Origin of the sequence: Paenibacillus sp. GCM10027626 (genome assembly GCF_042676285.1) — a bacterium.
Taxonomy (GTDB): domain Bacteria; phylum Bacillota; class Bacilli; order Paenibacillales; family Paenibacillaceae; genus Paenibacillus_Z.
In genome coordinates this window covers 102,607-126,188 of record NZ_JBHTHC010000012.1, presented here as the reverse complement: position 1 = coordinate 126,188, position 23,582 = coordinate 102,607, and the positions used below count along the sequence as shown (strand labels likewise).

18 protein-coding genes are annotated in these 23,582 nt (G+C 50.0%); 14 read left to right on the top strand and 4 right to left on the bottom strand.

The window, feature by feature from the left end; translation table 11 throughout:
- Positions 1 to 32: 32 nt before the first annotated feature.
- The 6 genes from ACFQ0N_RS22460 (at position 33) to ACFQ0N_RS22435 (ending at position 9,831) form a co-directional block, all read left to right on the top strand.
- Positions 33 to 1,016: a sugar phosphate isomerase/epimerase family protein gene (locus tag ACFQ0N_RS22460; protein ID WP_379330412.1), complete on the top strand. Its 984-nt coding sequence runs from the start codon at positions 33 to 35 to the stop codon at positions 1,014 to 1,016.
- A 24-nt stretch (positions 1,017 to 1,040) separates the two neighbouring features.
- Entirely contained in the window at positions 1,041 to 4,217 is a 3,177-nt protein-coding gene (locus ACFQ0N_RS22455; RefSeq protein ID WP_379330410.1) for a family 78 glycoside hydrolase catalytic domain, read from the top strand.
- Positions 4,218 to 4,232: 15 nt separating this feature from the next.
- Positions 4,233 to 6,335 (top strand): alpha-L-rhamnosidase-related protein, encoded by a 2,103-nt coding sequence (locus ACFQ0N_RS22450; RefSeq protein ID WP_379330408.1) that lies wholly within the window; start codon positions 4,233 to 4,235, stop codon positions 6,333 to 6,335.
- A complete protein-coding gene (locus ACFQ0N_RS22445; protein WP_379330406.1) occupies positions 6,328 to 6,990 on the top strand; it encodes a class II aldolase/adducin family protein in 663 nt (220 codons plus the stop codon). The genes ACFQ0N_RS22450 and ACFQ0N_RS22445 overlap by 8 nt, the downstream gene beginning before the upstream one ends.
- 16 nt (positions 6,991 to 7,006) lie before the next feature.
- Positions 7,007 to 8,503, top strand: coding sequence for a rhamnulokinase (locus tag ACFQ0N_RS22440; protein ID WP_379330404.1), 1,497 nt, complete (start codon positions 7,007 to 7,009; stop codon positions 8,501 to 8,503).
- A gap of 116 nt (positions 8,504 to 8,619) precedes the next feature.
- Positions 8,620 to 9,831 (top strand): alpha/beta hydrolase family protein, encoded by a 1,212-nt coding sequence (locus tag ACFQ0N_RS22435; protein WP_379330402.1) that lies wholly within the window; start codon positions 8,620 to 8,622, stop codon positions 9,829 to 9,831.
- A gap of 419 nt (positions 9,832 to 10,250) precedes the next feature.
- Here ACFQ0N_RS22435 and ACFQ0N_RS22430 read toward each other — a convergent pair whose 3' ends face one another.
- Positions 10,251 to 10,691 carry a hypothetical protein gene (locus ACFQ0N_RS22430; RefSeq protein ID WP_379330400.1) on the bottom strand — a complete coding sequence of 147 codons (441 nt, stop codon included), beginning with the start codon at positions 10,689 to 10,691 and terminating at the stop codon, positions 10,251 to 10,253.
- A gap of 284 nt (positions 10,692 to 10,975) precedes the next feature.
- Positions 10,976 to 12,466, bottom strand: a complete 1,491-nt coding sequence (locus ACFQ0N_RS22425; protein WP_379330398.1) for an MDR family MFS transporter — start codon at positions 12,464 to 12,466, stop codon at positions 10,976 to 10,978.
- A gap of 276 nt (positions 12,467 to 12,742) precedes the next feature.
- On the opposite strand from ACFQ0N_RS22425, the gene ACFQ0N_RS22420 reads away from it, so the two are divergent.
- From ACFQ0N_RS22420 to ACFQ0N_RS22385, 8 genes are all read left to right on the top strand, one after another.
- Positions 12,743 to 13,786 carry a carboxymuconolactone decarboxylase family protein gene (locus ACFQ0N_RS22420; RefSeq protein ID WP_379330396.1) on the top strand — a complete coding sequence of 348 codons (1,044 nt, stop codon included), beginning with the start codon at positions 12,743 to 12,745 and terminating at the stop codon, positions 13,784 to 13,786.
- Positions 13,787 to 13,902: 116 nt separating this feature from the next.
- A complete protein-coding gene (locus ACFQ0N_RS22415) occupies positions 13,903 to 14,877 on the top strand; it encodes a TetR/AcrR family transcriptional regulator (protein WP_379330394.1) in 975 nt (324 codons plus the stop codon).
- Between the two features lie 227 nt (positions 14,878 to 15,104).
- The gene (locus ACFQ0N_RS22410; protein ID WP_379330392.1) at positions 15,105 to 16,013 is read left to right on the top strand and encodes a helix-turn-helix domain-containing protein; all 909 of its coding nucleotides are present in this window, start codon (positions 15,105 to 15,107) and stop codon (positions 16,011 to 16,013) included.
- Positions 16,014 to 16,187: 174 nt separating this feature from the next.
- Entirely contained in the window at positions 16,188 to 16,961 is a 774-nt protein-coding gene (locus tag ACFQ0N_RS22405; protein WP_379330390.1) for a hypothetical protein, read from the top strand.
- Between the two features lie 120 nt (positions 16,962 to 17,081).
- Positions 17,082 to 17,669, top strand: coding sequence for a class I SAM-dependent methyltransferase (locus tag ACFQ0N_RS22400; RefSeq protein WP_379330388.1), 588 nt, complete (start codon positions 17,082 to 17,084; stop codon positions 17,667 to 17,669).
- Positions 17,666 to 18,352 carry a phosphatase PAP2 family protein gene (locus ACFQ0N_RS22395; protein ID WP_379330386.1) on the top strand — a complete coding sequence of 229 codons (687 nt, stop codon included), beginning with the start codon at positions 17,666 to 17,668 and terminating at the stop codon, positions 18,350 to 18,352. Before ACFQ0N_RS22400 ends, ACFQ0N_RS22395 begins: the two co-directional genes overlap by 4 nt.
- Positions 18,353 to 18,379: 27 nt before the next feature.
- Entirely contained in the window at positions 18,380 to 19,078 is a 699-nt protein-coding gene (locus ACFQ0N_RS22390; RefSeq protein WP_379330384.1) for a response regulator transcription factor, read from the top strand.
- The gene (locus ACFQ0N_RS22385; RefSeq protein ID WP_379330382.1) at positions 19,068 to 20,177 is read left to right on the top strand and encodes a HAMP domain-containing sensor histidine kinase; all 1,110 of its coding nucleotides are present in this window, start codon (positions 19,068 to 19,070) and stop codon (positions 20,175 to 20,177) included. Before ACFQ0N_RS22390 ends, ACFQ0N_RS22385 begins: the two co-directional genes overlap by 11 nt.
- On the opposite strand, the gene ACFQ0N_RS22380 is transcribed toward ACFQ0N_RS22385, so the two are convergent.
- Both ACFQ0N_RS22380 and ACFQ0N_RS22375 read right to left on the bottom strand, forming a co-directional pair.
- The gene (locus tag ACFQ0N_RS22380; RefSeq protein ID WP_379330380.1) at positions 20,167 to 21,699 is read right to left on the bottom strand and encodes a response regulator; all 1,533 of its coding nucleotides are present in this window, start codon (positions 21,697 to 21,699) and stop codon (positions 20,167 to 20,169) included. The two genes, ACFQ0N_RS22385 and ACFQ0N_RS22380, sit on opposite strands and share 11 nt — an antisense overlap.
- Positions 21,696 to 23,540, bottom strand: a complete 1,845-nt coding sequence (locus tag ACFQ0N_RS22375) for a cache domain-containing sensor histidine kinase (RefSeq protein ID WP_379330378.1) — start codon at positions 23,538 to 23,540, stop codon at positions 21,696 to 21,698. Before ACFQ0N_RS22375 ends, ACFQ0N_RS22380 begins: the two co-directional genes overlap by 4 nt.
- Positions 23,541 to 23,582: the final 42 nt, after the last annotated feature.

Sequence of the window (23,582 nt, the reverse complement as noted above, 5' to 3'; positions counted from 1 at the left end):
ATTACATGCATTCATTACAGGAGGAAGCAATTATGAACAATTACTCGGTTATTTTATCGAACGTGGGAAGCTGTTCAGATCGTTATGTGACAGGCGGCTATGCGGAGCCGTTTACCATTGAAGAGTTGTTTGCGCGCGTGGCGCAAATTCCTCAGGTCAATGGCGTAGAGCTTATTGGATCCTGGCATGTGACGGAAAGCAATGTGAAGCAGTTAAAAGGATTGCTGGAGCAGTATGAATTGAAGCTCGTCTCGATCATTCCCGATCATTTCGGCCAGATGAAATGGAAGAATGGCAGCTTCGCAGCCAAAGACCATGCAGTCCGCAAGTCGGCTATTGCTCATACGAAAGAGATGATTGACGCCGCAGTAGAGCTCGGCGGAAGCCTCATCTCGCTGTGGCCGGGCCAGGACGGCTACGATTATTTGTTTCAGGCTGATTACATCCAGGAACGCGACTGGTTCGCCGAAGGCCTCCTGGAGGTTTGCCGCTATCGGGCGGACGTGAACATCAGCCTGGAATACAAGCCGAAGGAACCGCGCACCCACAGTTACTTGAGTACTGTTGCCACTTCACTGTTGATGGCGCAGGAGGTTGGAACGGATAATATCGGGGTTACGATCGATTTTGGCCATGCGCTCAATGCTTATGAGACGCCAGCGGAATCAGTAGCCATGCTCAAGAAATACGGCGAACGGCTCTTTCATGTTCATATGAATGATAATTTCCGTCATTGGGATGACGATATGATCGTGGGCAGCATCCATACGATTGAAACACTTGAATTTTTCTATTGGCTGAAGCGTACAGGATACAAAGGATGGCTGTCAATCGATCAGTATCCTTACCGTGAAGACGGACTGGAAGCGGTTCGGGAAGGCGTACTGGCGATGGAATCCTTTGTCCATCTTGTTGACTCGATTCCTTCAGGAGAGATCGAAGCGCTGCTGCAAGGGGGAAAATCGCCGGAAATTACAGCCTACTTGCGCAAACTGCTGCTGTCCCTTGATCGTTAACAGCCCAAAGGAGAGAATGGCCTCATGATAACCATAAGTAAGCTGACCGTCGATTATGAAGAAAATCCGCTTGGCATTGATAACACCCAGCCCGCTTTGAGCTGGCAGATGGAAGCGGACCGGCGGGGAGAATTTCAGAGCGCTTACCGCATTCTGGTCGCCGAGAGCGTGGAAATGCTGCATAACGGACCTGATTACTGCTGGGACAGCGGCATCGTTGTATCGGGTGATTCCCAGCACATTATCTACAGCGGGAAGGGGCTGCAATCAGGCAGCCGGTATTATTGGAAGGTCAAGGTTTGGGACCGCGACGGCAAGGAGAGCAGTTGGAGCGACTTCGCTTACTGGGAAATGGGACTGCTTGCGCAGGAAGAGTGGAGGGGGCGGTGGATTACCGCACCTTTCCTGACTGAACCTCAGCCGGAACCTGATTTGTTGAAAGGCGTTCCCGTCCTCTGGGAGCGCCCCTTGGTACGGGAGAGTCAGGAGAATCCTTCTGTGAATGGTGACAAACGTTATTTCAGACTCTGCTTTGCGATTGGCCGCGAGCTTCCGGTCGAAGCGAAGCTGCATGTGTTTGCTGCTGATTCGCTCTGCATCTATGTGAACGGTCATGACGAAGGGCTCTACTATCCTTATCTTCAATCGGTCGTTCTGGATGTAGGCAGTCTGCTGCAGCAGGGACAGAACGTCATTGCCTGCAGCACAGACTGTGAAAAGCAGGGGTTCGTTGCGGTACTGTCGCTCGTCTATGCAGATGGGAGGAGCGAGCTGTACGCCGATGAAACCGGATGGAAAACGGCCGGGCATCCAGGAAACGAATACGAGTGGGTATCCGTATCCATGGATGATAGCCAATGGGCTGATGTGGTCTCTATTGGTACATTCGGTGAAGGGGACTGGACGGTATACAAAAGAATTCTTTATCCGGTCAATACTGCTTACGGGCCATGCCCAGTCTTCGGAAGATCCTTCCGGATCGACAGGCCGATTGAGGCTGCGAGGCTCTACATCTCTGCACTTGGAATATATCAAAGCAGCATCAACGGCAAGGCGGTCGGCAGCGATGTTTTCGCGCCAGGCTGGACGGATTATCACCAGCGAATTCCGTATCAAGTCTATGATGTCACATCACTGCTTCAGGCAGGCGACAATTTGCTGGAGGCCGTCGTCGGCTCCGGCTGGTATGCGGGCCATCTAGGTATTTGCGGACCCTATCACTATGGAACAAAGGTTGCCTTCCGAGCGGAAATACGGATCGACTATGAAGACGGCAGCCAGGAATATATTGCCACAGATGAGGATTGGCTGGCCGCCAGGAGTCCAGTGGTATCAGCAGACATTTATATGGGGGAGACTTACGATGCGCGACTGGAGGTTATTGACCCGACCAACTGGGAGTCTGTCACGGCTCTGGAGCAAGAGCCGACAGGAAAGATGTCGGCGCAACAGGGTCCGGCTATCCGGCCGATTAAAGAGCTCGTGCCTCAGTCGATAACCCGAATCGGCGAATCGCTTCATATCATCGATATGGGGCAAAACATGGTCGGCTGGCTCAGACTGAAACTGAGGGGTGCGCGCGGCGAACGGGTCACGCTGCGTTACGGTGAACAGCTTGGCCCGGAGGGGCGTCTGTACCGGACTAATTTGCGTACCGCTAAACAGACGGACACCTATATTGCCAGCGGGCATGGCGAAGAGTGCTATGAGCCGCGTTTCACGTATCACGGGTTTCAATATGTGGAGATTGAGGGGGATCCCGGTGATTTAACGGCAGAGCGGGCAATCGGAATTGTCGTTCATTCGGACGCCAGGGAAATCTCGGAGGTTCACACTTCTCATCCGCTTGTCAACCGGCTGCTGGATAATATCAAATGGAGCCAGCGGGGCAATTTTTTTGGCATTCCGCTCGATTGTCCGCAGCGGGATGAGCGGCTCGGCTGGACAGGAGATGCGCATGCCTTTGCCCGAACCGCTACTTATAACATGAATTGTGCTAGCTTTTATACGAAATGGCTGACCGATATCCGCGACGGCCAAGGAGCAGACGGCGCCTTTCCGGATGTCGCTCCGTTCGTGGAGCATTTCGGAAGAGGCCATGTATTCTTTGCGGATGGCGGCGTTATTTTGCCCTGGACGATGTACCGGGTCTACGGCGATCGGCGATTTATTGAGTGGAATTATGATGCGATGGCTCGTTGGATCGACTGGCTGGTGTGCGACAGCGACGAGGAATTGATTCGCCGGTCCGAGAGCTTTGGTGATCATTTGTCTTATGGGGCCGAAACGCCGAAAGCACTAATCAACGCCGCATTTTTCGCTTACAGTGTCAAGCTGATGGCGCGGATGGCCGGCGAAATGGATAAAGTGGACGATCGGGCCCGCTACGAGGCTCTATTCGAGCGGCTGAAGCAATCGTTTCAGAAGCGGTTTGTTCAGGCAGAGGGACGAATCGCATGCAATACTCAGACAGCCTATGTGCTTGCACTGATGATCGGTCTGCTGCCGGAAGAGGTCAGAGAAGCGGCAATGGGTCGACTGGTGAACAATATCCAGAACCAGGATTGGCACTTGACGACGGGATTTATGGGCGTCAGTTATGTTCTTCCGTTGTTGTCCGAATTTGGAGAGGCGGAAACCGCCTATCGGCTTTTGTTGCAGGAAGCCTTTCCATCCTGGCTGTATCCGGTTAGCCGCGGCGCGACGACGATATGGGAGCGCTGGGACGGCTGGACGGAAGAGAAGGGCTTTCAGGATCCGGAAATGAACTCCTTTAATCACTATGCGCTGGGATCTGTTGGGGAGTGGATATACCGTTTCCTATTCGGTATCGATCTGGATGAGCGTGAGGCCGGCTTTCAATCCTTCCGCATCCGTCCGTTCCCTGGCGGCGGGTTTGCTCATGCCAGGTGCCGCTACGACAGCTTATATGGCCGGATTACGAGCGACTGGGAAATTGCGGAGGAGCGTTTCATATTACGGGTCGAGGTTCCTGTTAATTGTACAGCAGAAGTCCGCTTGCCCGCCTGCTCGGACTCGGCGATATGGATTGACGGCTCTCTAATTTCATTTGACCGGGAAGAAGACGAGGTAAACAGAGGGTGGACATTTATCAGCCGCGATGATCAGGCCGCGTTCTTCCGGGCAGGTTCCGGCTGCTACGAGTTTCAGGCAGAATGTTTCGCAACAATTATGGATTAAGGGAGAGGTAAAGAAATGCATGACAACCTACATCGGGCAACCTGGATCTGGTATCCGGACGATTATGAGATATGGCTTCATCAGAAGGTTTCCGTACTGCGACAGTTCAGAGGCTACATTTGTCCCCCCTCCTGGCGGCTCGATGCCGCTTATACGAGCGTTAAGTTCCGCAAGATCTTCGAGCTTGAGGAGCCGGAGCTGCTAACCTTGTCCGTACAAGGTGATTTCGTTTTGCTTATGGATGGCAGCATGACACCAATTCCGTACGAGAAGACGCAGATCACAAGTGTGCAGATTCCTGCCGGCCATCATGAATTGACGGTGAATGTCTATAATGACCGCGAAATTCCCGCCATGTTCGCATCAGGAGAGACCTGCGGCACGGATGGAACCTGGGAGGTAACTGCGCTCAACGGCAAGTGGGTGCCTGCTGCATCTTGGCATTTTGATGATATCGTGCATCCGCCGGCAGCTTTTCCATTTCACTATGAAACGATTCAACCTGCTGCTATTACAGAAACCGATGAAGGGGTGATTGTTGATTTTGGACAGGAAACGTTCGGAACGGTCACCTTTTTGGGAGCGGCAGGTCGAGGCAGGATTCATTTGTACTACGGTGAGTCACTGGAAGAAGCGATGGCCGGGGAAGGGGCTGAGACCTTTGATACTCTGTCTGTGGACAGCTCTGAACCCCTGGATCTCGCAACATCTGTTACCCGGGCCTTCCGCTACATCCAGATCAAGAAAGATCCGGGCGTTTCTTACGGACGGGTAGAGCACCAGTACGAATACTTGCTAATGGAAAGACGCGGCGGGTTCAACTGCTCCGACTCACGCCTTAATGAAATTTGGGAAGTGTCGGCACGTACGCTGCACATCAACATGCGGGAGTTTCTTTACGACGGGATGAAACGGGATCGTTGGGTGTGGAGCGGGGACGCGAATCTCGGATTTTTGATCAACAACTATTCGTTCTTCGATCAGGATGTCACCAAGCGTACAATGATTGCACTGCGGGGCAAGGATCCGGTAGAATTTCACATTAATACGATCATGGACTACACCTTGTACTGGTTTTTGAGCCTTCATGATTACTATCTATATTCAGGCGATGTCGCGTTTATCCGATCCAGCTATCCGAAGCTGATATCGCTTATGGAATTTTGTCTGAACCGCTGCAATGAAGCGGGGATGCTGGAGGGCTATCCGGAGGACTGGGTATTCATCGACTGGGCGCCGATGGAGCGTCGCGGTGAGCTGGCAGCCGAACAGCTGCTGCTCTGCCGGAGTTTGGAAGCGGCGGCTTTGTTCGCCGGGGAAGTTGGGGACAGCGAGAAAAAAGCCAGATACAGCGAATTGGCTGCACAGCTAAAGGAAACGATTTTCCGACTGTTTTGGGATGATGAACAGGGCGGTCTGATTCATGGACGGCATGAAGGGGAGTTGAATCGTCAGTTGTTGAAGTATCCAAGCATTTTTGCGGCTCGCTTCGATTATTTGAACGAAGGTCAACGGGTAGCAGTGCGCGAGAAGGTGCTGAAGAACGACACGGTGCAACAAATCAACACGCCATTTATGCGTTTTTTTGAGCTGGATGCACTCTGTTTGCTGGGCGAGCACGATCATGTGTTCCAAGAAATTCGCCAGTACTGGGGCGGTATGCTCGACCTGGGAGCCACGACCTTCTGGGAGGAATATGACCCTGATTTGCCGGCTGAACTGCAGTACGATATGTATGGCGACAAGTTCCGCAAGAGCTTGTGTCATGCATGGGGAGCCGCACCAATCTACCTGATCGGAAAATATATGCTGGGTGTGAAACCAACGGAACCGGGCTATTCCCGTTATCGGGTGGAGCCGAAGCTATGCGGGCTTGATTGGATGGAAGGAAAGGTCCCGACCCCGGATGGCGAAATCGCCGTATATATGGACGCGCAGCGAATTCGGGTTACTTCAAATGCATCGGGAATCGGGACGCTGAAATTTCGCAGCCATACGAAGCCGAGTGTAAATGCCGGGGAATTGTCAGTTGTTGGTGAGGATGAGTACGAACTTCTGCTGGCCATGCCATCCTGTGACTATGAAATCGAATTTGGAAAGGTTGATGTTCATGCGTAATGCCGACTTGCGAAACGAACTGTGCAACTACGCGCGCAAAATAGCGAGCAGCGGGCTCGTGGTCGGTCCAGGAGGCAATCTTAGTGCCCGTACAGGCGATTGGATGTATTTGTCCCCGAGCGGATTTGCTGTGGAGGAAATCGAGGCGAGCCAGTGGGTGGAGATCGAGATTTCTACAGGAGCCATAACGGACAACGGATTGCGCCCGTCTTCGGAAGTGCTGCTTCACCTGTATGCCTACCGCGTTAATCCGCTCATTGAGGCGATCGTTCACACGCATCCTTCGTCATGTATCGCCTTCACATTGGTGGAGACGGAGCTGCCGGTTATGTTCCCTGACCAGGCTGCGCTCGTTGGCCGAACTGCTTATGTTCCTTATGTGCTGCCAACGACGGAACAGCTGGCGGTTGCCGTGGCCGGGAAAGCTGGCGAAGCCTCTTCCATCTTACTTGGCAATCACGGATTGGTCACAACCGGACGGAACCTTAGGGAAGCGTATTATCGAACGCAGATTGTAGACGAAAGCTGTAAGGTGTACCTGTCCGCACATGCCGTGAGCAGTGAGCCGTCTGTACTTGACGAAGCGCAAGTGGCGGAAATTGCATCTCTTGAGAGTGAAGAATACCGGATCAAGCTGCTTCAACAAATGAAATAAAGGCAGGTGTGAGGAGGTGATACGGAATTCTGCTGCACTTGCCTTTGATCTCGGTGCCGGAAGCGGCCGCGCCATACTCGGCGAGCTTATTGTCCATACAGATGGAACGAAGAGGCTTCAGGTAACGGAGGTTCACCGGTTCGCGAATGAGCCGGTCGCTACTGGCGGCCATTTATACTGGGATATCTTGACGATCTTGCGCGAAATGAAGAAAAGTATCCGGATTGCCTGTGCGACGGGCGTCGTACCGGACAGTTATGGCATCGATACATGGGGCGTCGACTTCGGTTTGGTGGACGCTCGCGGAGAGCTGCTCGGCAATCCTTATCATTACCGGGATAATCAGACACAGGGGCTTGTAACCGAGCTCGCTACTATGATCGGGGAAGAAAAGCTGTATCAGGAGGGCGGGCTGCAATTTATGCCTTTCAATACGCTCTATCAGCTGTATGCAATGACGAAAACAGGCTCTCCGAAATTGGCTGCAGCGGAGACGCTGTTGCTGACGCCGGATTTGTTGAATTATTTTTTGACAGGGGTTAGGAGCTGTGAGTTTACCATGGCGACGACAACGCAGTTGCTGAATCCTGCGACGAGACGATGGAATGCACCTTTAATGAAGCAACTGGGCATTCCGGTTTCCTTGTTTCCTGATCCGGTTCAACCCGGCACAGCAATCGGATGCTTGAGCGATGAGGTGTGTCAGGAACTGGGCGTACCGCCGATCCGATCCATTGCCGTTGCTTCGCATGATACTGAATCCGCCATTGCGGTCATTGGCGGAGGCGAAGACAAGACTGCTTATTTGGTATGCGGTACCTGGTCGCTATTAGGCACAACGCTTCCGGAAGCGCTGCTCAGTCCAGAGGCGCGCAGCCTGCAGTTTTCGAATGAAGGCGGCATCGGCGGCATGTATCAGCTGCTCAAAAATATTATGGGTCTCTGGCTGTTGCAGCGCTGCAAAAGAAAATGGGAGACTCAGGGAGATACGGCCTCTTATGAAGCGCTGGTCGGCTTGGCGAGTGAAGCTGAACCGTTCCGGAGCTTCGTTGACCCGGATGACCTCAGATTCATGAACCCGCAGGACATGGAAGAAGAAATCGCAGCTTTTTGTTTGGGTACAGGTCAGAAGCCGCCGGGGAGTAAAGGTGAGGTAGTCCGTTGCATACTGGAGAGCTTGGCACTCCGTTATCGCAAAGTACTAGGTCAGGTTGAACGCTTGACTGGGGAGTCCTACTCCACCCTGCAAATGGTTGGCGGGGGCATTCAAAACGAATTGTTGTGTCAGTTTACGGCAAATGCGATCGGCCGGCCTGTCTGGGCAGGCCCCGTAGAGGCGAGCGCAATTGGCAATCTGCTCGTCCAATTTGTCTCGGCAGGAAGCATACAAAGCTTTGAAGAAGGGTCAGCCATCATTCGCCGTTCATTCCCAAGCCGCAAGTACGAGCCTTTGGAGAAGGAGAAATGGGATGCAGCATATGAGCGGTTTGAAGCCATCTCAGCTTCTATATAGATTCTTTTCAGAATAATTCAGAAGCTTGTTATCAGGCAGCGATAGCCGCAGTAGCATTCATCTATATGCAGGGAGGAGCGGAACAGCGTACAACTCCCTGGGAGAGCGAGGTATTTATGGAGGTTCCAGGATTTGAATATGCTCCCGAATATAATGTAGGGGAAGATTTAAAAGCACTTTTCTATGATGCTCTCCCCTATAAGGGTAAAGCTACAAAAGTATTCGCTTATATCGGCATACCTGAACGGCACGAAGGACAGAAAGTCCCCGCGGTAGTGCTTGTACATGGCGGTGCGGGCACCGCTTACGCCGATTGGGTCCGCAAGTGGAATGCCCGGGGATATGCCGCCATTGCAATGGATCTGGAAGGTCATATCCCCCAATGGGATGAGCAGTTGAAAACCTATAAGCCGCATGAATCGGGCGGACCGGCCAATCAGGCTGTATGGAAGGATATTGGAGAGCCGATAGAGGAGCAGTGGACCTATCATGCGGTTGCCGATGTTGTGCGGGCTCATTCTCTGCTCCGTACGCTGCCGGAGGTCAACCCCGATAAGATTGGCATTGTGGGCATTTCTTGGGGTGGCATATTAACCGGGATCGTCTGCGGCATTGACGAGCGGTTCAAGTTTGCCATTCCCGTCTATGGCAGCGGATTTGTTTATGAATCAGAAAGTTATTTTGGCGATGCTTACCGCAGTTGGTCCCCGGACTTACAAACAGCGTTCATACAGCTATGGGAGCCATCGACATATTTGAGAAAAGCCAAATTGCCGATGTTATGGGTCAATGGGGACAACGATGGACATTTTCCGCTGACTGTCTTTACGAAGTCATACAGAATCGTTAAAGAACATGCCGTGCTTAGCATTCATCCGGGCATGTCGCATAATCAGGAAACCGCTGTACAACCCCCGGAAATTTACGCTTTCGCTGACAGTGTTGTCGGGAAAGGCCAGCCGCTTGCACGTATTACCCGTCATGAAGAGTGGCAGGGGCAGGCAAGCCGTAAGGTTGCCGTACAAGTTGAATCGGCGGCGCCGATCGTGAAGGTGGAAATGTATTACACACTGAACATAGCCGACCGGCTTCGTCCCGTATGGAACAAGGCGATCCTCGAGCTGCCGGAAAAAGGGACGGAAGACCATAAACTGTCCGGGCAAGCTAACGGGCAGACAAGTGAGCAAGCTGGCGATGCATCAGGGCACCTATACAAACTGCCGCTGGAGACAGATCTGCCTGATAAAGCAAAAGCTTATTATATCAATTTCATCGATGAGCGAGGTTACATCGTCAGCACCGAATTGACCGATATGCCGTTGCCGTGAAAGAGACACTCCCTTAACTAAAGGTAATATTGAACAATGTCCGATTGCCGATATTCATGTTTCGAGGAGTATATTTTACAAATACAGATCAAAACCCCATAATTTAAGAAAAGCGAGAAATATAGAAAATGCTGATAAACCAATATACCGATATATTAATTATGAACATTATCAGGTTTTACGGGTATTTTCCCAATCATAGGATTGACTCTTAATCATTCCCAAGGATATGAGCCTTTTGGCTTGGTATTGTTGACCTGGGGTTCCTATCATATAGCCATCAGAATGTAAAATCCCCAAAAGGAAAAAATTTAATTTTCTTCCTTTTGGGGGTGCGATATTTAGCCTGATGGGCTTGGGATATTACCCCTATAAGCATTAGTTTGCTTTGTATGGACTTACCGATTCACATGCGGAGTTTATGCTTTGCTCCTCAATGTCCGCAACTTTATACCGTCTCGAATATTAAGTCCCATGAGCGATACAATCGTGATACCAGACATTATTTCAAGGACTTGTACCGTGACAAACCAATTTCCCCAATACCCGGCATTGGACCATAGATACAAAACAACAGCTGACGGAATCAGAATAATAATTGCGTTAATGCCAATCAGCCTCATACGCTGCTTTTTTTTCAGGATGAGAGGATGCTCAGCGCCTCCTGCTAACGATCGGCCGGAGATTTCAGCAATCAGCAATAACGGTATTAGCACAAAAAAGCCATAAAGGATTAATCGTTTCACCGTCGCTATTATGTCATGATCTCCCAAAGCTTCAAATACAACGGTAGAAATCTGGAAGCTTAAGATGAGGATAAATGCTAATAACGCCGATGTTTTATGTGCACGTTTTTTCATATCCACTCTCCTTGGGCTCGAATATTTTTGCTTAAAACCTATTACATTTGACTAAGTCCACAAAAGGCGCAGGCCGGATATTCAATCACAGCACCGCTGTTTTGTTCGTAGTTCATTGGCTCCATCAATACATTACCTCCCAGCCTACCACTTCTTTGTAAAAATCGCGTACATCTTCGGCTAGATTAACGGTTAACATAGTTCCAACAAGATTCCCCTGTATCATTGTGGTTTTACTTTTCTCCATTTTTCCACCACTCCTTATGTGTTTATTTTAAAGTCTCTCAATCAGATGTTCCTATTGAGCTTACACGATCTGGACTTATTAATTCATCCTTGGGTTCCACCTTAGGTTTGCGAAGAATGATGCTGATTACCACCCCGACAATGGCAAGACCAGCCGAGAGCAGGAAGGTATCTCCATAGGCTGTGATTGCCGCTTCTAGCGTATTATTGTTCGGTCCAGCATTCATTGCATGCTCCCCCGTTCTGAAGGTGAGAAAACCGGTTAGTCCCGCCACCGCAAATGAGGTTGCTACTTGCAGCGTAGCCGTTGTCAGTGGTGTGACACGGTTAACGAGATTTGGAGGGGCTGAACTGAGCACATAGGTTTCCAACGTCATAACCGTTAGTCCCATTCCTGTCCCCATCATAAATAATGGCACAATGATCATGATAGTAGGGGTTTCCAGATCGATTAATGAAAATAAATACAATGCACCAGCTACAATCGAAAAGCCGGCTAACGTGAGCGGACGTGCACCGAATTTATCGTACAAGCTACCTCCGATCGACATGAAAATCATCGCGGCAATTGCCTGTGGTAAAACGGTCAAGCCTGTCTGCAAGGGCGTGAAATGTTTAACGGATTGCAAAAAGAGCGGAACAAGAATCGTCACAGAGAATAAACAAATTTGAGCAATCCACATCAACAGGATGCCGCGCGTAAAATCGGAAGAACGGAACACGCGCAGTTCTAGCAACGGCTGCTTATGGCGAAGCTCGACAATAATGAAGAGCAGAAGGGCTATTCCGCCGATAAGGAGTCCAGATAACGACAGATTGGACGTCCAGCCCGTTTTCCCGGCTTCGCTGACGCCGAAGGCCAACATTGTAAATGCGATCGGGGCAAGAATCATACCGGGAATATCCAATGCAAGTGCTTTATTCTGCTCGAACATCGGCAAGTACTTGATTCCGATCAGCACGCCAATGACCCCAATCGGCACGTTAATCCAGAATAACCAATGCCATGATGCAAATCCGATCAGCCAACCGGAGAGGACCGGACCAAGCGCAGGAGCGATGAGCATCGGTATCCCAATCATGGCCATCACAGCCCCACGTCTTTCAGGAGGCGCAAGTCGGAATATGATCGCCATTCCGATCGGTATGACCATTCCGCCGCCGAGACCTTGAATGATCCGGTAAATAATGAGTTGCTCGATCGTTTGAGCCGTTGCGCAGAGGGCCGATCCGATTGTAAATAACGCGATCGCGAACAGGAAAATACGTTTGGTGCCGAACTTATCCATCATCCAGCCGGCGATCGGAATGACGGCAGACAGTGCGAGCGTATAACCGGTAATTGTCCATTGAATGGTGGACAATGTGCTTCTCAACTCTTGTTCCAATTCGTGCAAAGCGACGTTCACGAGCGTGCTGTCTAAAATGACCATGAACATTCCAAAGATGACGGTTATAAGCGGCGCGAGGATCGATCTCACGGAGAACGGTGAATCGGAAGCGGACGGCACTGCTTGTTGAGACGACATGTTTTCTAACCTTCCTTTCATCATGTTTTGATACATAATATGACTTATGGGTTTTTTTATAAACTAATTAGTCATGAGGTAAGTATGTGCGACGTAAGAGTGCTTTGTCAATACTTTCCTGATAATGATTTTAGGTGGTGAGGGGAAATCTCATAACATTCGATGAAATCGTTGCATTGCATTTTTGACCATTTGGTTTTACAATAAACCATACGGTCATTTTCGAGCGATAATGACGTTACATGCATTTGCAGTTGTAGAAGGAGGAAAGAAAAAATGATAAAGTACATCCAACCATCCCCTGTCTCTGCAGCCAAAGGGATGCTGTATGATATGTACGGACAAATCCGGAACGACTTTGGCTTTGTAGGGGATATTTTCATCATCCACTCCCTCTCGCCCTCGCTAATGGCGGGTTTATGGTCATCTATGAGAGAAACGGAAATGGTCGGCAAAGTACCAAGAAGCATCAAGGAGGCAGTGGCCGTCGCGGTAGCCAAATCCAATCAGTGTCCCTTTTGCGTGGATGCACACAGTATGCTGCTTATGGCCACCGGTAATAATGAAGTTGCCCAAAAAATCAACAGAGATGAGGTGGACCTCATCCCGGATGAGAAGATGAGATCGATTGTGCAATGGGCGTTAGCCACACGGTCGCCCGGCTCGTCCTTGTTGCTGGATCCACCTTTCACAATTCAGGAAGCGCCCGAGATAATCGGGACAGTTGTGACGAACCATTATATTACGCGAATGGTCGACGTGCTTTTATCGAATAAATCGCCGATACCCGTCAGAAACACTTTATTGAAAAAGCTGTTGCAGCGGTTAGTGGCTATTGTTTTTGCTTCCTCTGTCCGAAAAAGTAGAAAGCCGGGAGCATCGCTGGTGTTTGCGACCGAATCCGAGCTGCCTGACGACTTTTGGTGGGTGGAACATCACCCTTATATCCGCTGCGCATTCGCTGCTTTTGCGGATGCTGTGAATCGTGCAGGGGAACAGATATTAACAGAAGAAGCACGTACGGTTGTTAAGCAACATATTGATGCATGGATGGGCGAGGAACCCGGAATTAGCCGTAAATGGGCGGAGCAAGCGGTAACGTCGCTTGCCGGACGAACCAGAATCGCAGCCCGACTCGCACTACTGACCGCCATTGCTCCCTATCAAATTGACGACGAACTGATCCATGAATTTCAATCTGCGTATAAGGAGGATATGCACCTCCTCAATGTCCTGTCCTATTCTAGTTTTATGGCCGCCTGTCGGATCGGTACGTGGCTTTCGGCTCCATTTAAGGCGAACGAAGCAGGGAACCTGTGATATGATTTGAATAATTATAAAGATCTTCTTATTATTAGTGTGGGTTCAATTGAAAAATGTACTTAATTGTAAAATATAATTCGAATGTCAATATTTTTTTGAAATGAGGTAATCAAATGAGTTTACTTAAGCAGAAGATTATGGATTCCGCCATGCGGTTCTTCGCAGAGAAAGGATATATGTCGACTTCAATGCAGGATATTGCGAATGATTGCGGGGTCGCCAAGGGATCATTGTACAAATATTTCCCCTCCAAAGAAGAGTTGCTGATCGAGGTCTATTATTCGGGTGTCCAGGAAATGTATGACAAAGCAGAAATGATAAATGCAGATAAAACCCAACCGCCAAGAGACAGATTTATCCGTGGAACGTCGCTCCAGTTGCAATATTTTGCTGAATTAAATTTCAGCATAGAAGAATATCAGGATCTGCCGATGCAAGAAAGCGGGAAATTCATTCCCTTCTGTCACCATCTGAGAGCCCGTCAGTTGAATTATTATAAGGAGAGCTTGCTTTCAGTTTATGGACAGCAGCTGGAAAAGTATATTTGGGATATGGTTGCCGTTTACCTCGGAATGGTGAAGGAATTTACGCATTTCTCGAATGTTTTGAACCAACCATTGAATCTGGAAAACGCTGCGGTATTCATTGTCGACCGGATAGACGATATTGTGGAAAGCATTTTGAAAAGCGAACGTCCACAACTCCTGCAGTATTCGGTCATTTCCGAATATGTACAAAGTGGATTGAAGGGAGCATCGGTTCCGGTCACCAAACAAATAAGAAATTTGTTTGAAACCCTTATTTCTACTATAAAGGAGTTAGCTACGCCGAATACGCGAAAAGAGGAGCTGAAGGGAGCCGTTCAGTTGCTTCAGGAAGAAATGGAGAAAGATCAGCCGAAGCGGATTTTAATCGATATCCTGCTGGGTCATTTACGGTTGCAGCATGAATTAATAAGCATCGTTGGTCAATTAGAAAAACTGCTTATAAAGAATTGGGAAACCCAACTACCGCGACAGATTAACAATCAAGAGGATATTAATTCCACAGTGGTCTCAGGATCAAGTTGTACTGTTGACAGGTTATAACAAAGATCGCTTCTCAGACAGAGGGAACGGGTTGGGTCTCCTACGGTCCACCCAGCTCCGCTCATACTTGTCACAATTAGTCGATACCCCTCCGCAGGTCCGATTCCCCACTGGACACAAATCCAGCGATTCCTCTTTACCTTCTGAGCGTCTTTTTGTCTACAAATGCATTAAAATACAGTATAATTTCCAATATGAAGCTTAGACGGCGGATCGGAGGTCAGGATGTGAACGCCCATCATGAAAATGTTCACTATCAAAATCCTTTTCTATGTTTGAAGATTTGGGAAATTGTATGTCCCAAGCTGGATAAAAGGCAGGAAGCGGCCTCTCCGGATCAATCGCATCCGCATTGGCATTATCATAAGGAAGTTGAGTTTCTGCTTATTTTGCAGGGCGAGATGGAGGTGGTTGTGCCCGAGGAACGCTGGACGGTTCGTACAGGCGAGGTAGCTTTGCTCGGCTCTTCGCAGCTGCATTATACCCGCCAATTAAGCCGGGAGCTAAATTATCTTGTTTTTCAGGTTGACTTGTCTGCGCATTTCGATCAGTCGGTCGTGATGTATTGGTCGCTGTTTCGCGAGCAACTGCAGCCGCTGAGCAGCCTTAATTATATTTTGCAAGAGAATGACGATGTGAAGCGACAGGTGGCAGAAGCGATCCGCAACATCTATGAAGAAGTAAACCGCCGCGAGAAGGGCTACGAGATTTCCGTCTCCCTTTTAGTCAAGACGATTATATTGCAGCTTGTGCGGGGCGACTGCCGCAATGTGATGCAGTATGAGCGGGGAGAGCAGTTTCAGGTTATTGAGCCTGTGCTGACCTATGTCGACCGGCATCTGAGTGAAAAGCTGACTGTCGAAGAAGCAAGTCGTCTCATCAATTTGAGTTACCATCATTTCATCCGTACCTTCAAAAAGGCGGTAGGGCTGTCCTTTACGGAATATGTCAATTTAAAGCGCGTTCAAAAGGCCGAGCAGCTGCTGCTCACCGAAAAGATGAGCGTTGAGGAAATTGCTTATGCGGTAGGAATTCCGAACCGGGCGCATTTTCATGAGATGTTTAAAAGAAGACACGGCTGCTCGCCCAATCAGTTCAAAAACAGATTGCAGCCGGGGGCAGTGCATGAGGCTTAATAGAACGATTTGAAACCTAATCGGGAGGGCGATGGAGAATGGCGGACACTAAACGATTGCCGCGCGGCCGCTTGGAAGACCAGGGTGTGGCAGCTGGCGGTATAAGAGAGTTTGTAAATGCTGTAAGCGGGCAGGAGCTTCACAGCTTCATTCTGCTCAGACATGGGCATGTTGTTGCCGAGGCGTGGTGTATGGGAAGGAAAGCGGCTGCTCTCCGAGAGCTGGGTGGAAGAAGCGTCTTCTGTACATATTTCCAATGGAAATGGAGGCGACAGCGATTGGGCGCAGGGATACGGATATCAATTTTGGCGCTGCCGGTATGGGGTTTATCGCGGAGACGGGGCTTTCGGCCAGTTCTGCATCATTATGCCGGAGCACGATGCTGTAATGGCCATTACGAGTGCTGACAATGATATGCAAGCGATTCTTAATGCCGTATGGGAGCACGTGCTGCCGGCATTTGCACCCGCGGCGCCGCTGCCCGACGACGGGAAGGGGGCTGCCCATGCGCTGCGAAGCGAGCTGGGGCAGCTTGTGATTGAGCCCCCTCGCCATGAAATGAGCTCAGCGTTGGAGACGGCTGTGTCCGGCTTTGAATATGTGCTAGATACCGGGCATCATGCAGCTCTTGCAGTGCGCTTTGATATGGATACGGCATTGCTGACTTTGACTAACGAGCAAGGCCGCTTCGATTTTCAGCTTGGCCGCGGAAAGTGGGTACATGGCACAACCAGCTATTTGGGCGCGCCTGCCCGAGCAGCGGTAGGAAGCTTTACCTGGCTACAGGCGAATACGCTTGAAGCGACGATTCGGCTAATTGAGACGCCGTTCTGCTTGACGCTGCAAGTAAAGTACAGTGACGATGCTGCAGCAATCGAGCTGGAGCAGCGGCAAAATGTTTATTTTGGCGCGTCGGAGCCTATCGCGGCAAAGGGACGAAGGCAGTAAAGGCCGTTTTACGCAGCTTTTCTTCAGAATTAATTCAGAATCTCCCCCAAAAGTTCTACACAATTTTTGCTTATGATTAGAGCAAGTTCATAAGCAAAGGCAAAGGCGGGAGATAAGCAAATGCTGAATTTAAAACAATCCATTCATGAGAAATTTCTGTTCTTTTCTAAATTTCTGAAATCGCCGGGGCAAGTCGGAAGTATAACGCCAAGCTCGCCATTTTTGGCTAAAGCGATGGTCGATGCAATTTCATGGGATACGGTATGCTGCGCCGCGGAATTTGGCGCCGGCACCGGAGCGATTACGAAATTTATTCATGCATCCGCACAGAAGAAGGCGAAGGTACTGGTGTTTGAAACGGATGGACAAATGCGCCAGCGGCTGGCGCAGCAGTATCCAGGCTTTGATTGCCATCCGGACTGCCGCGATTTGCAGCGCATACTGGAGCGGGAGCGGCTTGGAGAGCTCGACTGCATTATAAGCGGATTGCCGTTTTTCAATTTCCCGCAACAGCTGCGGGACGATATTATGGCGCAGGCCGTCGCATCGCTGAAGGAGGATGGTTTGTTCGTCGCCTTTCAATACTCGCAGCAGATGAAGCGGCAGCTTAACGAGCAATTTGTGATCGAAGACATCAAGTTCGTCCCGATGAATGTGCCCCCGGCTTTTGTCTATGTATGCCGCAAAAAAGGCGGTGCGTCGGCATGATCAGGTTAAAAGCGGGCTATAAGCCGTTGTTGTGGATGCTGGCCATTCCGGCCTTGAACATTTTTTATGTCCTGCTTAATAACGAAAGCGGAACCGTATACAATCTCGCTATGCCATGGGATGATCGGACTCCATTTTGGCCGCTGTTTATTGTGCCGTATTTATTATGGTACCCGTATGTAATCGGCATGCTCGTTCTGTTTTGTTTTCGCAAAAGACGGGTGTATTACCGGACATTGCTCGCAATATGTCTGGGTCTTGTAATGTCTTATCTCGTTTACTTCTTTTTTCAGACGACGGTGCCGAGGCCGGAGCTTTCCGATAGAGGACTGCTCCACAGCCTGGTCGCATTCGTATATGCGACGGACGCCCCATTTAATTGTTTTCCGAGCATACATGTTCTGACCAGTTATTTAGTAATGAAGGGAATGACGGACTGGCGTTCCCCTGCCGGGATTAATCATATTGCGGTTCAATTCATGTCCTGGTCGATCATTGCTTCAACGCTCTTTGTGAAGCAGCATGTCATATTGGATGTCGCCGGTGCGATCTTGCTGGCGGAGTTTGTCTTTTTTATGGCGGGAAGATGGCTAAGGAGCAAGGATCAGCCGGAACCGATGACTTTGGCTGCTGATCGGTATGGTGCGTCAGGCTTCGGCAATGCTACAATGAAAGAGGAGTAAGAGAATAAGTCAAGGAGAGCAGACCGCATGAAAACGACTGTTTTAGTAGCTGACGACGACCGGGAAATCCGCGATATTTTGCACATTTATTTGCGAAATGAAGGTTATAGCGTGCTGGAAGCCGAAGATGGCCGGCAGGCGCTCGAGTATCTGCAGAACGAGAAAATCGATTTGATCATTCTCGATATTATGATGCCGGTTCTTGATGGCATCCGGGCTTGCTTCAAAATCCGCGAACAATCGAATATTCCGATTATTATGCTTTCCGCAAAAAGTGAAGATATCGATAAAATAACCGGGCTTTCAACGGGAGCGGACGATTATGTGACCAAGCCGTTCAATCCGCTCGAGCTGATTGCCCGGGTTAAAGCACAGCTAAGAAGACAAAACTTTACGTCTGTAAATACAGCCGACGATAGTGCGGAAATTGTGATTGACGATGATCTGATCCTCTATAAAAATGAGCACCGGGTTGCCGTCCGCGGCAAAGAGGTGGCACTGACTCCGATCGAATTTTCAATATTGCTGCTGCTGGCGACACATCGCGGACAAGTGTTTAATATAGATACCATTTATCAGAAGGCATGGAAGGAACAGAGCGAATTTTATTCCGACAACACCGTGATGGTTCATATTCGCAATATTCGCGAGAAAATCGAAGTGAACCCGAGAGAGCCGCAATATATTAAAACGGTGTGGGGAGTGGGGTATAAGATTGATCGATAAGCTCTGGAGTTTCCTCAATGCCAGAAAAAGCATCCGCGGCAAAGTGCTGTGGGCGATTGTTCCGAGCCTGTTCCTTGCCACAGTGACGAGCAGTGTATTTGACAACTATGTAATGACGCTTATGCCGGTCATGGGCGAAATTACGGAAAAAATCGTCTCATTCGGTTTTTTTATCGCGGCTTTTGTCTTCTTTTTTCTCATCCTTACCCGGCAAATTGTCCGCTATTTGAAGACGATTATCGGCGGGCTGCAGCTTATTGCCGAAGGCAATCTCGATCATCGGATTCCGCAGCAGCGAAAGGATGAGCTCGGAGACGTAGCTGAAAATATTAACCATATGGCCGAGCGGCTGCAGAGCCAGCTGCAACGGGAACGATTGCTGGAGAAGTCGAAGATGGAGCTCATTACATCCATTTCCCATGATTTGCGGACGCCGCTGACGAGCATTATCGGTTATCTAAATTTGTTGAAAATGCATAGCTTCGAGAGCGAACAGGAGAAAGAGCGCTATATTGACAATGCTTTTCAAAAAACAGAGCAATTGAAAAAGCGGATCGACGATTTATTTGAATACACCCGTTTGGCGAATGGGGATGTCCGCTTAATGCGGATGCAAGTCGATCTGCTCAACCTGCTGGAACAGATCATTACAGAGTTTGAACCGGTAGCCAAAGAACGGGGGCTCTCCATTGCCCATAATATTGCGGAGCAGAAAAGCTTGTCCGGTGCTCCGGTTATGGTCGATATTGATATCGAGATGATCGTAAGAGCCATTGACAATTTGCTGATGAATGCGTTGAAATTTTCCATAAATCCGGGCACGGTGCAGGTGAAGCTGAGCATTCATGAGCATCATGCAGTCCTGTCGGTAGAGAATGAAGGTCAGCCGATTTCCAAGGAGACGGAGACTCAGCTGTTCGAGCGCTTCTACAAGGGTGAAGTGTCCAGGTACGATCGGAATATGCCCGGCGGCTCCGGGCTGGGGCTGTCCATTGCCCGCAATATTGCCGAACTGCACGGCGGGCGGCTGTGGCTGGAGCATCGCGCAGGCCATTACCGGTTTATGCTGGAGCTGAGCCTCGCTGTACCTACAGATTAGTCCGGTATTCAGCGGGGCCGTATCCCGTCTTTTCCTTGAAGATGCGGCTGAAATGCTTCCAGTCCTTGTAACCGAGCCGCTCGGCCACCTCGTAGATTTTAACGCCGGGCTCAGCGAGCAGTGCTTTTGCTTCCTCCACTCGCAGCTCAGTCAAATATTCGACGAACGTTTTTCCGGTTCGCTTCCGAAACAGGCGGCTCAGATAGGATCTGCTTACAAAGGTAATATTGGCAATATCCTCAAGAGTCAGGTTTTCAGCCAGATGCTCCCGGATATATTTTTTTGCCCGGATCAAGATCGGTCCCTCATGCTCTTCAGGGTTGAATGATTGATAAATGTCTCCGGCCCATTCGAGCAGGGCATGGATTAATTGCTCGGCCGTCTGCGACCAGCAAAGCCTGGACAGAAAATCGGCCATTGCTCTTGTGGCAGGCGCCCCGTCCGCCTGGTTGCTATCCTGTATTTTGTGGTGGACGATCATGAGCAGCCGTTCGATTGAGGCGATGAGGGCGGCTGCGCTCCCCTTGGCGATGCTCTCATAAATATAGTCCCGTACCAGCTCCGAGAAGCGGGAAAGATCGGCAGTATCGAGCGCTGCCGACATTTGCGCCAGTATATCGCCACTGGCCCTCACAGCCGCTGTATCGCCGCCAGTACCGCTGCCGTCGGCCGCCCCGCTGATAACGGCGCTGTCTGTTTTGCCGCTACCGCTGCCGCTGCTGCGCAGCAGTCTGGTCAACAGGGCAGCCTGCGCATTGTTGTATAGCGCATTGTCCGGAGCTGACTCTTGCTCATACCCCGACTGGCCGAAGCTGATTGGAATACGCACATGATCGACCCAGAATTGGTTCAGCATGCTGATGAACGCCTGCGCCTCCCTGCTGGCTGTCCCCGGAGTGCTCCCGGCGAAGCCGTAAACCATGTTGGTGGATCGCATTTTATTGGCTTCACTGATCAGATAGCCGCCGGTTTCCCGCAGCGTTTCTACAGATGTTTTGCGCAGCATCCAGGAAAGGGTCTGCTCATCGCCGAACTGGCGGGCGCGGCTGGATGCGGGGTCGTCAATATCGGCTACGACGATCGCACGGTAGTCGCCCTTTTTATTCAGATCGCTCCAGGACAAATAAATCTCTTTGCTCAGCGGTCGTTCCTCCTCGACAATTCGCTTGATGGTGGTCATAATATCCGCTTCGCGAACGGGCTTGAGCCAGTAGTCGCAAGCTCCGCTACGAATGGCATTTTGGGCGTAGACAAAATCGGCATACCCGCTCAGCACAATGGTATGAATATCCGGATAGCGGTACCGGACCCACTCGAGCAGCTGATGGCCATCCATCCCTGGCATCCGGATATCGGTAATGACCAAATCGACCGGGAATTTGTTCAGGAAGTCGATGGCGGCCGACCCATGATCGGCTGTGCCGACAACGTCCAGCTCCGTGCCGGGAATCCGGCATTGTTCGAGCATCAGTTTTAATCCGCGGCAAATTTGCGGTTCATCATCTACAATAAGAATCTTCATGCCGAATCGGCTCCCTCCATTCCGTCTGACGGATGATCCGGCAGCGGTATATGCAATGCTACGACAGTGCCTGCCCCTTCCCAGCTGTCGATGCTCATATTTCCCTCATCCTTATAAATTTGTTTAATCCGCTGATACACATTCGCCAGCCCGATCCGCTGATCGGAAACGAAGCCGACTTTTAGCCCTTCCAGCACCTCGGCAAGCCGATCTTCTGACATTCCGGCGCCTTCGTCGATAATGGCCATGACCAGCTTACCGTCAGTTGTATTCACTCTGATCGTTAATTGCACGGTAAAGTCATAGGGCGACCGTCCATGCGCCAGTGCGTTTTCGACCAGAGGCTGCAATATCATGCGCGGAATGATCACATCTCCTGTCCCGGGCTGAATATCAATCTCGACCTCCAGCTTGTCCCCGAATCTTAGCTTCTGAATTCGCAAATATTGCTCAAGAAATTCCAGCTCTTCCCTCAGCAATACCGAATCGGCAGCTTGAATGACCTGATTGCGGAATACGTAGCCAAGCGATACAAGTGACGCTTCCACCTGCTCCAGCTCGCCTTGCTTGACGGTCATACGGATGGATTCCAGTACATTGTACAGAAAATGAGGATTGATCTGGCTTTGCAATGCTTTGATTTCAGCTTCCTGCTTAAGCAATTTGGCTGTCAGAACCTCCTCGACAAGATTGCGCACGCGTCCTACCAGCTGGCGGAAGGAGTGGGACAAGTAGCCGATTTCATCAAAATTGACCTTATCGATATCGAGCCGCAGCTCATCCATTTGCAAGGAGCGGACCTGCCGGTTCAGGTTGCGGAGGCGGCTAGTGAAACCATAAGAAAGCGCAATCGACAGCAGCGCGGCGACAACGACGCCGAGTATAATAAGGAGGGCGGTCCATCCGCTTATTTTCGAAATGCCTTTGCTGAAATTTTCCATCGGAATAATGGCAAGCACAGTCCAGCCTGTTCCGGCCGACCAATTATAGCTGGTAAGAAACTGCCGGCCCTCGATTTCAATCATTTGTGAATCGGCCATGCGCTGCAATTGATGCGAAGGAATGCCGTAATCGTTGTCTTTCCACGGTTTGCCGATCATATTGGCGGCAGAGGAGTAGACGATCATATCCTGATTATCGATAATATAGAGATTAGAGCCTGGGCCGAAATCGATGCCGGCCATAATGCCTTTTAATGTATCCAGCCCGCCGGAAACCTGCAATGCGCCGATCAAGTCCTTCGTCGCGGTTCGCCGAATCGGCTGGACGATGGAGAACACTAGGGAGTTGCGGGCTGTCTCCGGCGCCCGAATAATCGGATTCTGAATTGTCCCTAGTACAAGGGGAGAAAAATTGATCAGATCCAGCTTGCTGTACCAGTCGCGTTCGGCCAAGGAGGATGCTGTCCATGAACCGCCGATTTGGTCAAATTCATAGGCAAGACCGTTCATTGTATATAGACTGAATGTACGCAAGCTATCGGATGTCCGCATCTTTAGCGACTCCATAAATTGCTGAATCGCCATCGTGTTCTGCAAGGCAGGCTGGCTGTCGGAACGGTTAATTTCTGAAACCGCTTTATAAATACTGCTGTAGTAAGAAGGTGTCAGCACCCACTGGGAAAGATTGACTAAATCGCTTACATAGTTTTCAACCTGACGGTTCGCTTGAAGCAGCACTTGCGGAACGAAATCCCGGATTTGATCCTCCATACTTTGCCGATACACATGGAAAGAGATCAAGCCGCTGATCAAGATAACTATCGATACCATAATGGAGAAACCAAACGTCATCTTCATAAAAATCGGCCAGTGATTGTAGCGTACAAATCTGGTTTTCAAAGCAAGGCTCATCTCATTTCGTTCGAATAATAGCTATAGTGT